Origin of the sequence: Rhodoplanes roseus (genome assembly GCF_003258865.1) — a bacterium.
GTDB classification, from domain to species: Bacteria; Pseudomonadota; Alphaproteobacteria; order Rhizobiales; family Xanthobacteraceae; genus Rhodoplanes; species Rhodoplanes roseus.
The window spans coordinates 1-12,013 of the sequence record NZ_NPEX01000184.1 but is presented as its reverse complement, the minus strand read 5'-3'; the positions used below and the strand labels follow the sequence as shown (position 1 = coordinate 12,013).

At 70.4% G+C, this 12,013-nt stretch carries 10 protein-coding genes; 3 read left to right on the top strand and 7 right to left on the bottom strand.

The window, feature by feature from the left end:
• Positions 1–21: 21 nt before the first annotated feature.
• Positions 22–282, bottom strand: coding sequence for a hypothetical protein (locus tag CH341_RS21535; RefSeq protein ID WP_111421034.1), 261 nt, complete (start codon positions 280–282; stop codon positions 22–24).
• 191 nt (positions 283–473) lie between these two features.
• Between CH341_RS21535 and CH341_RS21530 the strand changes: the two genes are divergently transcribed.
• The 3 genes from CH341_RS21530 (at position 474) to CH341_RS21520 (ending at position 4,044) form a co-directional block, all read left to right on the top strand.
• The gene (locus CH341_RS21530; RefSeq protein ID WP_111421033.1) at positions 474–2,375 is read left to right on the top strand and encodes a sensor histidine kinase; all 1,902 of its coding nucleotides are present in this window, start codon (positions 474–476) and stop codon (positions 2,373–2,375) included.
• Complete coding sequence (locus CH341_RS21525; RefSeq protein WP_111421032.1) at positions 2,372–2,752, top strand: response regulator; 381 nt, start codon at positions 2,372–2,374, stop codon at positions 2,750–2,752. Before CH341_RS21530 ends, CH341_RS21525 begins: the two co-directional genes overlap by 4 nt.
• Before the next feature lie 152 nt (positions 2,753–2,904).
• The gene (locus CH341_RS21520; RefSeq protein WP_111421031.1) at positions 2,905–4,044 is read left to right on the top strand and encodes an adenylate/guanylate cyclase domain-containing protein; all 1,140 of its coding nucleotides are present in this window, start codon (positions 2,905–2,907) and stop codon (positions 4,042–4,044) included.
• 10 nt (positions 4,045–4,054) lie between these two features.
• Here the strand turns inward: CH341_RS21520 and CH341_RS21515 are convergent, their stop codons facing one another.
• From CH341_RS21515 to CH341_RS21490, 6 genes are all read right to left on the bottom strand, one after another.
• Complete coding sequence (locus CH341_RS21515; protein WP_111421030.1) at positions 4,055–4,315, bottom strand: hypothetical protein; 261 nt, start codon at positions 4,313–4,315, stop codon at positions 4,055–4,057.
• Positions 4,316–4,536: 221 nt separating this feature from the next.
• A complete protein-coding gene (locus CH341_RS21510) occupies positions 4,537–5,961 on the bottom strand; it encodes a sensor histidine kinase (RefSeq protein ID WP_245431177.1) in 1,425 nt (474 codons plus the stop codon).
• Entirely contained in the window at positions 5,961–6,635 is a 675-nt protein-coding gene (locus CH341_RS21505; RefSeq protein ID WP_111421029.1) for a response regulator, read from the bottom strand. The genes CH341_RS21510 and CH341_RS21505 overlap by 1 nt, the downstream gene beginning before the upstream one ends.
• Before the next feature lie 138 nt (positions 6,636–6,773).
• Positions 6,774–10,055 (bottom strand): efflux RND transporter permease subunit, encoded by a 3,282-nt coding sequence (locus CH341_RS21500; RefSeq protein WP_245431176.1) that lies wholly within the window; start codon positions 10,053–10,055, stop codon positions 6,774–6,776.
• Between the two features lies 1 nt (position 10,056).
• On the bottom strand, positions 10,057–11,016 hold the full coding sequence (locus CH341_RS21495) for an efflux RND transporter periplasmic adaptor subunit (RefSeq protein ID WP_111421027.1): 960 nt from the start codon (positions 11,014–11,016) through the stop codon (positions 10,057–10,059).
• A gap of 135 nt (positions 11,017–11,151) precedes the next feature.
• Complete coding sequence (locus CH341_RS21490; protein ID WP_111421026.1) at positions 11,152–11,823, bottom strand: Crp/Fnr family transcriptional regulator; 672 nt, start codon at positions 11,821–11,823, stop codon at positions 11,152–11,154.
• Positions 11,824–12,013: the final 190 nt, after the last annotated feature.

Sequence of the window (12,013 nt, the reverse complement as noted above, 5' to 3'; positions counted from 1 at the left end):
GGCCGGCACGCCGGCCCCCCGTCAGCCTTTCTGATCGACCACGCTCCGGCAGGCCGGGCTCAGGCTCGGCCGTGCCTTCTTCAGGCAGGCGATGATCTGGTCGACGCGGGGCGCCTCGGTCCCGCACAGCCGGAACACGTCGCCCGTGCAGGCGGCCCGCTGCTCGGCCACGAGGGGGTGAGGCTGCGCCGCCGTCGCCGGCCGCACCGCGACGCCCGCCGGACCCGCGAGCGCGAGAGCGAGAGCGCAGGCGGACCTGAAACTGCGCACGTGACCGGCCATGGGGACCTCTGGATGGGCGGCGGGGGCGGCGGCCTCCGCGACGATGGCTCGGTTCCATATCGCTGCCGCCGGCGCCGTGTTCCGTGCGGCGGATCACACCGCACCGCCGCCTCGCGTGGCGCACCCCCGGACTGCCGCTATACTCCGGCCGGATTTTTCGACGTCGGCGGTGCCGGACAGGGAAGCGGAGCATGAGGACACGCCTGCGCGGCGGCCTGTTCGGCAAATATGTCGGCACCTTCGTCGGCTTCGCGGTGTTCGTGCTGATGGTCAACGGCGCCCTCGAGATGGGCTTCACGTACCGCGAGACCACGGCCGCGGTCGTCAAGGGTGAGACCGAGAAGGCCGAGGCCGCCGCGGCGCGTATCGCCCAGCAGATCACCGAGATCGAGCGCCAGATCGCCTGGACGACGCGGGCGAGCGCCGGCGTCGAGCAGCGCCGCAACGACTACATGCTGCTGCTGCAGCAGGTGCCGGCGATCGACGAGCTGATGCAGATCGACGGCAGCGGCAAGGAGCTGTTGCGGGTCTCCCGCTTCACGGTCGAGGCGATCGGCGGCACCGACTATTCGCAGGACCCGCGCTTCGTGCAGGCGCTGGCCCGGCAGGTGTGGATCGGCCCGGTGTATTTCCGCAACGATATCGACCCCTACATCTCGATCGCCATGGCGCATTCCGGCCAGTATGCCGGCGTCACGGTCGCCGAGGTGGACCTGCGGTTCCTGCGCGACCTGATCGCGCCCTTCGCGGTCGGCGACCACGGCTACGCCTATGTGCTCGGCGCCAGGGCCAAGCTGCTCGCCGCCTCCGACCAGCTCAAGGCGCCGCGCGGCAGCGACCTGGCCGGCCTGCCGCAGGTCGCCGAGGTGGCGGCCGAGGTGGAGGGCCGCCCGGCCGGCGAGCGTTCGACCATCGCGGCCTTCGGACGCGACCTCGGCGGCCGCTCGGTGCTGGCCGCCGCCGTGGCGATCCCGCGCACCGACTGGCTGGTGATCGTCGAGCAGCCGCTCGCCGAGGCGTTCAAGCCGTTCTACGTGCTGCTGCTGCGGATCGCCGGTCTGATCCTGCTGTGCATCCTGCTCGCGGTGCTGGCCGGCATCCTGCTCGCCCGCCGCATGGTGGTGCCGATCCGGGCGCTCGCGGCGGGCGCGGCACGGCTCGGCGCCGGCGAGTTCTCCCACCGCATCGAGGTGCACAGCGGCGACGAGATCGAGGCGCTGGCCGACGAGTTCAACCGCATGGCGGCGCAGCTCGACCAGTCCTACACGCGGCTGGAACAGACCGTCGAGGAGCGCACCCACCAGCTCGCCGAGCGCAGCCGGCAGCTCGAGCTCGCCAACCAGCACAAGTCGCAGTTCTTCGCCAACATGAGCCACGAGCTGCGCACGCCGCTCAACGCCGTGCTGGGCTATGCGGAGCTGCTGGTCGACGGGCTCTACGGCGACATGCCGCCCAAGGCGATCGACGTGCTCGACCGCGTGCAGGCGAACGGCCGCCATCTGCTCGGGCTGATCAACGACGTGCTCGACCTCTCCAAGATCGAGGCCGGGCAGCTCGCGCTGACGCCCGACACCTATTCGATGCGCGCCGTGGTCGAGCAGGTGGTGTCGGCGACCGAGTCGCTCGCCAGCGCCAAGGGCCTTGCGCTGACCACCGAGATTGCCGACGATCTCCCGCTCGGACGAGGCGACGAGAGGAGGCTGACCCAGGTGTTCCTCAACATCGTGGGCAACGCCATCAAGTTCACCGAGCACGGCACGGTCGAGATCACGGCGCGGGCCGCCGGCGGGCAGTTCGAGATCGCGGTCCGCGACACCGGGCCCGGCATCGCGCCGGAGGACCGCCAGCGCATCTTCGACGAGTTCCAGCAGGTGGACAATTCCAACACGCGGCAGAAGGGCGGCACCGGGCTCGGCCTCGCCATCTCGCGCCGTCTGATCGAGATGCACGGCGGGCGGATCGCGCTCGACTCGGAGGTCGGCGTCGGCTCCGAGTTCCGGGTGATCCTGCCGGTGCGGGCACTCCCGCCCGAGGCGCCCGACGCGACGGCCGACCCCGCCGCCCGCGCCGATGCGGCGGGAGCGACGCCGTGAGCCGCATCCTGGTGATCGAGGACACCGAGGACAACCGTCGCATTCTTCGCGATCTGCTCACGCATGCGGGCTTCACGCTGCTGGAGGCGGGGGACGGCGAGCGCGGGGTGGCGCTGGCGCTCGCCGAGAAGCCGGACCTGATCCTGATGGACATGCAGCTCCCGGTGATCGACGGCTACGAGGCGGCCCGCCGCATCAAGGCCGATCCCGCCATGCAGACGACACCGATCATCGCCGTCACCTCCTACGCGCTCTCCGGCGACGAGGAGAAGACCCGCGCCGCCGGCTGCGACGCCTATGTGGCGAAGCCCTTCAGCCCGCGCCTGCTGCTCGCCAAGGTGAAGGAGCTGTTGGGATCGAAGGCGGACGAGAGATGACGGGCGCGGCGAAATTCTCCGACTCGTCATGCCCGGCCTTGTGCCGGGCATCCACGTCTTCGACCTCTCGGCTGGACAAGGTCGTGGATGGCCGGGACGAGCCCGGCCATGACGTATGTGGGCGGGATTGGCTCGGAGCACACGGCTGACCCATGCACGATCCACCCAAGATCCTCGCGGTCGACGACGCGCCGGAGAACCTGGAGATTCTCCGCACGCGTCTCGTGGCGCGCGGCTACGACGTGATCACGGCGGCGGACGGCGAGGAGGGGCTCGCCCGCGCGCGCGCCGAGGCGCCCGATCTGGTGCTGCTCGACATCATGATGCCGAAGCTCGACGGCATCGCGGTGCTGAAGGAGCTGAAGAAGGACGCAGCGCTGCGCTTCGTGCCGGTCGTGCTGGTCACGGCCAAGGCCGACACCCGCGACGTCGTCGCGGGGCTCGAGGCCGGCGCCGACGACTATCTGACGAAGCCGTTCGACCAGGCCGCGCTGGTCGCGCGGGTGCGCTCGCTACTGCGCATCAAGGAGCTCAACGACCTCGCGGCCGCGCAGGCGGCGCGGCTGGCCGAGCAGGCCGAGGCGCTCGCCGCGGCGAACCGCTCGCTGGAGGAGCGCGTCGCCGCCCAGGTCGGCGTGATCGAGCGGATCGGCCGGTTGCGCCGCTTCCTGCCGCCGCAGCTCGCCGAGCTGGTGTCGAGGGACGAGAGCGGCACCATGCTGGACAGCCACCGGCGCGAGATCACCGTGGTGTGCTGCGACCTGCGCGGCTTCACGGCGCTCACCGAGACGTCCGAGCCCGAGGACGTGATGACGGTGCTGCGCGAGTACCACCAGACCGTCGGCGAGTTGATCTTCCGCCACGAGGGCACGCTGGAGCGTTTCGCCGGCGACGGCGTGATGGTGATCTTCAACGATCCCCTGCCCTGCCCCGACCATTGTTCGCGCGGCGTCAGACTCGCGCTGGAGATGCGCGATGCGATGGCGTTGCTCGGCGAGACGTGGCGGCGGCGCGGCCACGAGATCGGCTTCGGCGCCTCGGTGGCGCTCGGCTATGCGACGCTGGGCGAGATCGGCTTCGACCGCCGGCGCGAGTACACGGCGATCGGCAGCGTGGTGAGCCTGGCGCACCGGCTGTGCGCCGCGGCGCGAGCCGGCCAGGTGCTGATCAGCCAGCGGGTCCTCGCGGCGACCGAGCCGGCCTGCGAGGCGACGCCGATCGGCACGCTGGAGCTGAAGGGCTTTCAGCGGCCGGTGGCGGCCTTCGACGCGGTGCGCTGGCGAGAGATCTGACGGCGCGCCGTCAGCCGGCGCGACCCGAGATGGCGGCGCGGCCCTGGCGCTCGATCGCGATCTGCTCGGCGCGGCCGTAGGCGTTCGACAGCGACCGGTCGATCACCAGGATGACGGCGACCCAGGACACCGCGAAGTTCAGGAAGAAGAGCGACAGGAACACGACGAGCCCGACCGCCTCGGAAATCTCCCGCTCCGCGTAGTAGCCGATCACGGCGGAGATGACCGCGCCGATGACGACGAAGACGGTATAGAGGATGAGGGCTTTCATGAGCGGACGTCCCTTCGGTCTGTTCTGTTACGACGCCACCCCGACGATGCCGGCGGGGTCCGCCAAGGCGAGGAGGCGCGATCTCCGCAGCGCGGGAAGCCACGAAGACGCCGCAGGCTAACGAGGTCGGCTTACACGGGCCTTACATGACGGCGGCAGAGCCCCGATACGCACCCGCCGAATGGGAGCGATGCAGAATGGCGCGAGCGGCGCCGTTGGGCTCAGGACGCCGGCGCGGCACCGTCGTCGCGCTCGGCGGCCTGCACGACCGCGGCGCCATCCTGATCCGCCGCGGCCGGAACGACGCGGAACCGCAGCGTGAAACAGGCGCCCCCGTCCGTGCGGTTGGCGACCGTGACCGAGCCGCCGCTCAGCTCCATGATCCGCCGCACGATCGACAGGCCGAGGCCGGCCCCGCCGGAGCGCTTGCGGTCGCGCCGCCAGAAGCGGCGGAACAGGAACTCGCGCTCGGCGTCGGCGATGCCGGGCCCCTCGTCGCAGACATGCACGGTGCCGTCGGCCTCGACGATCACCTCGACCACGGTACCGGCCGGTGTGTGGCGGATCGCGTTCTCGATCAGGTTGCGGAACGCCCGTCCGATCACCTCGGCATGGCCGGCGACCCAGACCGGCTCCTCGACGCCGGAGAGGGCGATGCTGCGGCCCTCGGCGATCGCCAGCGGCACCAGGAAGGCGATCACGTCCGCCGCGACGGCAAGCAGGTCGGCGCGCTCGCTGTCGCCGAGCGCCATGTTCTCGACCTCGGCCATCTCGAGAAGCTGGGTGACGACGCGTGTCATCGTCTCGAGGTCGCGGCGCAGCGGCTCCGCGACCCGGTCGTCGACCAGCGTGTCGATGCGGGTGCGCAGGATGGTGATCGGCGTCCGCAGCTCGTGCGCGGCGTCGGCCGTGAACTCGCGCTGCACCCGGAATCCCTGCTCGAGCCGGTCCAGCGCCTCGTTGACGGCGACCACCAGGGGCGCGATCTCGCTCGGGATGTCCTGCAGCGACAGGCGGATGTCGGTCCGCCGCGGCGAGATCTGGCGGGCCCGCTCCGACGCCTCCTGGACCGGCCGGAAGACGCGGCGCACCACATGGGTCTCGACCCCGAGCAGCAACAGCAGGATCGGCAGCGTGATCCAGGCGACGCGCGGAATGAAGTTGGAGACGATGTCGTCGATCAGCACGTCGCGGTGGGAGAGATTCTCGGCCACCTCGATATAGACCGTGTGGTCCCCTTCGGTCCTCGGGATCCGCGTGCCGGAGATGTTGCTGTGGGGCGGCTCCGCCTGGAGGAACTCGGGTTTGGAGGTGAACGGCGCATCCGGGAAGATCGCCTGCGCCGCGTAGCGGGACGAGAACAGCACCGTGCCGTCGTCGCCGACGACGGCGTAGATGTAGCGGCCGAGCGCCTCGGAATAGAGATCCCGCATGTCCTTCGGCAGGTCGAGCCGCCACCGCCCGCCCGTCGTCACGAGGTGCGAGGCGATGCGGTCGGCCTGCTCGCGCATCGCCTCGCGATGCAGGCTCGACGTCTCGGCGACGAGCAGCAGGTAGAGCGACAGCGGCACGAAGAGCGCGATGGTGCCGACCGCCACGACATGCATCCACAGGATGCGGCGAACGATCGAGCGCGACCAGAGCACTACTTCGCCTCGGCGATCATGTAGCCGACGCCTCGCACCGTGTGGATCGTGACCAGGGCGCCGCGCTCGGCGAGCTGCTTGCGCAGGCGGTGGACGTAGACCTCGACGGCATTGGAGGAGAGGTCGCCCCCGGCGCCGAACAGCTGGTCCTCGACGAGCTTCTTGGGCACCACCCGGCCCTTGCGGCGCATCAGCATCTCCAGCACGGCGAGCTCGCGGGCCGAGAGCACGTGCGGAACCTCGTCCACGAAGGCCTGCCGTCCGGCCGTGTCGAAGCTGAGATTGGCGATCGACAGCACCTGGCCCTGCATGGCGCGCGGACGGCGCGACAGCGCCTCCAGCCGGGCCACCAGCTCCTCGAAGGCGAACGGCTTGACCAGATAGTCGTCGGCGCCGCAGCGCAGGCCCTCGACGCGGTCGTCGACGCCGGCCCGGGCGGTCAGCACCAGGATGGCGGTCGGGTCCTGGCGGGCCCGCATCTCGCGCACGATGACGAGGCCGTCGGCGTCGGGCAGGCCGAGATCCAGGATCACGGCGTCGTAGGTGTCGACCGCCAGCATGTGCCGCGCCTCGGCCGCGGTGGCGGCGTGCTCGGCCGGATGGCCCGCCTTGGCGAGCCCGCCGACCACCAGCCGCGCCAGCTCCTCGTTGTCCTCGACGATCAGCACACGCATGCATTCGGCCCGTCGGAATGCCGCCCGGCCCCGGGCCGCACGACGTCGCCCCGACATAGCACAAACACAGCCGCGAGGGAGACGGCGGGACTCGGATGATATCGGGCCGGGCGAGGAGGTGTCCGCGCCCGCGGCCTCCTACCTCCCGAAGCCGAACAGGCCGCGGGAGGGGGCTCGCTTCGGCTCGGGCTTGTCGTCCGGCACCGCCATGGCGGCGGGGGCCGTCTCGCGGCCGCGGCCGGTGACGCGCTCGGGCACCGCCTCGGGTGTCTTCTCGGGCGTATGCTCGGCCGGCTTCTCGGGCCTGCCCGGCCCCGCATGGCCGCCGCCGTGCGGCGGCTCGGAGGGACCGTCGTGACCGCCCTCGTGGGTCTTGTAGCCGGTGACCAGCCCGCCGGTCAGCCGGCCGAAGCCGCGGCCGATGTCGTCCATCACGGTGAACACGGCCGGCACGAACAGCAGCGACAGCATGGTCGAGACGATCAGGCCGCCGATCACGGCGATGGCCATCGGCGAGCGGAACTCACCGCCGGCGCCGAGCGCCAGCGCGGCCGGCACCATGCCGGCCACCATGGCGAGCGTCGTCATGATGATCGGCCGCGAGCGCTTCTGGCCGGCGTCGATGATGGCGGCGGTGCGGTCCATGCCCTTGGCCATCGACTCGATGGCGAAGTCGACCAGCATGATGGCGTTCTTGGTGACGATGCCCATCAGCATCAGGAGACCGATCGACACCGGCAGGTCGAGCTGATTGCCGGTCAGCAGCAGCGCGATCACGGCGCCGCCGATCGACAGCGGCAGCGAGAACAGGATGGTGATCGGCTGCAGGAACGAGTGGAACAGCAGCACCAGCACGGCATAGACCGTCACCATGCCCTTCGCCATCACGGGCGGGAAGCCGTCCAGCAGCTCCTTCTTGGCCTCCGAATCGGCCGAAGGCTGCAGCCGCACGCCCTTGGGCAGATGCTGGATCACCGGCAGGGCGTCGATCTCCTGCTCGGCCTTGCTCTGCGGCGTCGAGCCGACCAGATCGGCCTCGATGCGCACCTGTCGCTCGCGATCGTGCCGCGAGATCACGGCCGGCCCCTGGGCGAGCTGAATGTCGGCGATGGCCAGCAGCGGCACCGTGGTGCCGCGCAGCGTCGGCACCCGGATCTGCTCCAGCACCTGGCGGTCGGCCCGTCCCGTGTCCTCGATCATGACGCGGATCGGCACCAGCCGATCGCCGACGTTGAACTTGGCGAGTCGCGGCCCGACGTCGCCGATGGTGGCGACCCGCACCGTGGCGGCGAGCGTCTCGGTGTTGACGTTGAGCCGGGTGGCCAGCGCCTTGCGCGGGATGATGCGCAGCTCCGGCCGGTCGAGTGCCGCCGTCGACACCACGTTGGAGATCGAGGAGAGCCGCCGCATCTGGTTGGCGAGCTCGGCCGCCACATTGGCGACGGTGGCGCCGTCCTGGCCCGTGACGATGCGCGAGATGACGCGCTGGCCGTTCTCGTCGAGGAACCAGTAGCGGACGTCCGGCACCTCGGCGAGATCGCGGCTGATGTCGCGCTCGAGCTGGAACTGCTTGAGCGTGCGCTCCTTGCGGGGCACGTAGTTGACGATCAGCGCCGCGGCGTTGACCTCGGTGACCTTGGGAGGGATGCGGCCGCCGTCGACGAACACGCTGCGGACTTCCGGCCGCTTGCGGATGATGTCGACGATGCGGTCCGTCACCGCCTCGGTCTCGGCCAGCGGGGTGCCGGGCGGCAGCTCGACGGCGAGCATCGAGCGGGCCACGTCCTGCTGCGGCAGGAAGCCGGAGGGCAGCAGGGTCAGCGCCCACAGCGACGCGGCGAAGACGCCGAGCCCGACCGCGACCGTGACGAAGCGCATGCGCACGGACGCCTCGAGCACCCGCGTGTAGAGCCGCATCACGGCGCCGGGCGGCTTCTCGTCGTGCGTCTTGGGCCGCAGGAAATAGGCCGCCAGCATCGGCGTGACGAGCCGCGCGACCACCAGCGAGAACAGCACCTGGACCGAGACCGTGATGCCGAACTGCTTGAAGAACTGGCCGGCGATGCCGGGCATGAAGCTGGCCGGCAGGAACATCGCGACGATGGCGAAGCTGATGGCGATGACGGCGAGCCCGATCTCGTCGGCCGCCTCCATCGAGGCCTCGTAGGGCGACTTGCCCATCTGGATGTGGCGCTCGATGTTCTCGATCTCGACGATTGCGTCGTCGACCAGGATGCCGGTCGACAGCGTGATGGCGAGCAGCGTCACCAGGTTGAGCGAGAAGCCCAGCATGTCCATCACCCAGAAGGCCGGGAAGACGGACAGCGGCAGCGCGATGGCGGCGATCAGGGTGGCGCGCCAGTCGCGCAGGAACAGGAACACCACGACGATGGTCAGCAGCGCGCCCTCGATCAGGGTCTGCATCGCGTTGTCGTAGTTGGCGCGGGTGAAGTCGACCGAGGAGTCGATCAGCCTGATGTCGACGTCGGGATGCTGCGCCTTGATCTTGTCGATCTCGCGCTCGACCGCCTCGGAGACCCGCACGTCGCTGGCGCCCTTGGCGCGATAGACCGCGAAGGCGACCACCGGATCGCCGTTGAGGCGCGCGAAGGTGCGCGGGTCGACCACCGTGTCGGTGACGACGCCGAGGTCGTCGAGCCGTACCTCGCCGCCGGCCAGCAGGCCGAAGGTGGTGCCGGCCAGCGCTTCGAGGGTGGGCGCCCCCGCGATGGTGCGGATCGACTGGTCGCGGCCGCCGATCTCGGCCCGGCCACCGGCGACGTCGACATTGTTCTTGAGAAGCTGCTCGCTGATGCCCGCCGCGGTGAGGCCGACGGCCTGCAGCCGGTCGGGGTCGAGCGAGACGAGGATCTCGCGGTCGGCGCCGCCGATGCGCTCGAACTTGGCGACCCCGCGCAGCCCCTGCAGGTTGCGCTTGATCACGTCGTCGACGAACCAGGAGAGCTGCTCTGGCGTGCGGCCGGGCGAGATCGCCGCATAGGTCATGATCGGGAACGGAATCACCTCCTGGCGCTGCACCAGCGGCTCGGTGATGCCGCTCGGCAGGCTGGAGCGCACCCGCGTGACGGCGTCCTTGACGTCGTTGAGGGCGCGGTCCGGATCGGCGTCGAGCAGGAACGTGATGGTGGTGACGGAGAGGCCGTCACTGATGCTGGAATCGATGTGGTTGACGCCGACGATGGCGGCGACCGCGTCCTCCACGGTCTTGGTGACCTGCGCCTCGAGCTCGGCCGGCGAGGCGCCGAACTGCGCCACCGCGACCGAGACGATCGGCACGTCGACGCTCGGCAGCCGGGTGATCGGCAGCTTGGTGAAGCTGAACCAGCCGAGCATCACGATGATGATCGAGAAGACGACGGCCGGCAGCGGCTTGCGGATCGACCATGCCGAGATGTTCACGTCACCGCTCCTCGAGCTGTCCGGTGGACTCGTCGCGCACCATCGGGCGGACCTTCTCGCCGTTGCGCAGCGAGCCGCCGGCATTGGCGATCACCACCTCGCCCTCCTTGATGCCGTCGCGGATCTCGGCGCCGTCACCGGAGACCAGGCCGACCTGCACCTTGCGGGTCTCCACCGCGTTGTCGCGCACCACCTGGACGATCGCACCCTCGGTGCGGAACTGCACCGCGGTCCGCGGCACCGAGACGCCGCAGCTGCGCGACGCGTCGATGACGGCGCGCGCGAAGGTGCCGACCCGGAGCGACGGGTCGTTCTCGATCGACACCCGGACCTGGCCGAGCTGGCTGACCGGGTTGATCTCGGAGGGGACGAGCCGCACCCGGCCCGGGATGTCGCGGCCCTCCTCCAGCTCGACCCGGGCGGTCTGGCCGGGCTGCAGCTTGGGCAGGTAGATGCTGGGAACGTCCGCCATCAGCTCGATCTCGCCGTCGACCGCGATGCGGAACAGCGGATCCGGCGATTTCGCCGAGGCGAGCGCGCCCAGCGTGGCGTTGCTCTTGATCACCACGCCGTTGACCGGCGCCCGCACCGTCACGGCGGTGCCGTCGGCGCGGGTGAGCCGGGCGAGCGACTGGCCGGCGCTGACGCGGTCGCCGTCGCGGGCCAGCACCTGGTTCACCTTGAAGCCGGTGTCGACCTCGGGGATCACCATCGCCTCGGCGCGCGCCATCAGCAGGCCGTTGACCCGGATGGCGCTCGAGAAGCAGGCGGTCTGGGCCTTGGTGACGATGACGATCACGCCGGGGGGCGCCGAAGCGGGCTTGGCCTTGTCGGCGGCGTGAAGCGGAGCCGGGACGGCGAGCGAGGCAACGGCCGCGATCAGCACGGCGGCGACCGCGGACAGGCCACCGCCGGCGCACGCCGCAGCGACTGCCCGCCCCATCCTTGCAAGAGGTGTCATGCGGGTGAGCCCATTGCATCGTGATGTCGAGCGCCGCAGAGCGGGGCGCGGCGAAGCGGAGGGTTCGTCATGGCCGAACGCCAGCAAACGAGACGCAGGACGTGAAACAAAATTGCTGATTGAATTGTCTCAACGTTACGCCTTCCGGGTTTCGCCGGCAAGGCGCGCCACGTCGACCTGGATGCGGCCGCGGCCGAGCTGCACGATGCCGGCGGTCCGCCACTCCTGGAGCTGGCGGTTGACGCTCTCCCGGGTGACGCCGACCAGGCCGGCGAGCTCGTCCTGGGTGATCTGGAGGTCGGACCCGAAGTCGGCCGCGAGGGCTTCCAGCCGCCGCGCCAGCCGCACCGGCAGCGGCTGGAACATCATCTCCTCGGTCCGCTCGTTGGTCGACCGCAGGCGCGCGCACAGCAGCTCGATGAGGCGGATCGCCAGCCGGCCGTCGCGCTCCAGCAGGGCCATGAACTCGGCCCGCGGCAGCACGAACAGCTCGCAGTCCTCCTGGGCGATCGCGTCGGCGGTGCGCGAGCGTCCGTCCAGCACGGCGATCTCGCCGAACAGGTCGCCGGCGCCGAACACCTCGATGGTCATGCGCTCGCCGGTCGCCGTGCCGGTCTCGATGCGAATCTGGCCACGTCGCAACCCGTAGAGGGCATCACCCGGGTCGCCCCGGACGAACAGGGTCCGGCCGGCCGGCAGCTTGCGGGTCTGGCACAGCCTCGCGATCGCCGCGATGGCGTCCGAACCGAGGCCGGAAAACAGCGGATTCATGCCGAGCAGGGTCGCGAATTCGAGCGGCTTGCCCATTCTGGTCCTCGCGCCGTCCTGGATCGTCCCGTAACGCCAATATGATGGTTTCATCCGAAGCATAGACCGAATAAGAAGACGGTCCAACACGAGCCGGACAGGCTCGGGGCCGTCGAGTCCCCACCCACGAGGTCGGCGCCCAGCACGCCGCCATGGCGGTGCTGCTGATGGTCGGCATCGCGGTGCTCAC

Excerpts from the sequence above, each read along its gene's own strand:
- CH341_RS21535 (WP_111421034.1), bottom strand. The coding sequence starts at position 282 with ATGGCCGGTCACGTGCGCAGTTTCAGGTCCGCCTGCGCTCTCGCTCTC.
- CH341_RS21530 (WP_111421033.1), top strand. The coding sequence starts at position 474 with ATGAGGACACGCCTGCGCGGCGGCCTGTTCGGCAAATATGTCGGCACC.
- CH341_RS21520 (WP_111421031.1), top strand. The coding sequence starts at position 2,905 with ATGCACGATCCACCCAAGATCCTCGCGGTCGACGACGCGCCGGAGAAC.
- CH341_RS21515 (WP_111421030.1), bottom strand. The coding sequence starts at position 4,315 with ATGAAAGCCCTCATCCTCTATACCGTCTTCGTCGTCATCGGCGCGGTC.
- CH341_RS21505 (WP_111421029.1), bottom strand. The coding sequence starts at position 6,635 with ATGCGTGTGCTGATCGTCGAGGACAACGAGGAGCTGGCGCGGCTGGTG.
- CH341_RS21495 (WP_111421027.1), bottom strand. The coding sequence starts at position 11,016 with ATGACACCTCTTGCAAGGATGGGGCGGGCAGTCGCTGCGGCGTGCGCC.
- CH341_RS21490 (WP_111421026.1), bottom strand. The coding sequence starts at position 11,823 with ATGGGCAAGCCGCTCGAATTCGCGACCCTGCTCGGCATGAATCCGCTG.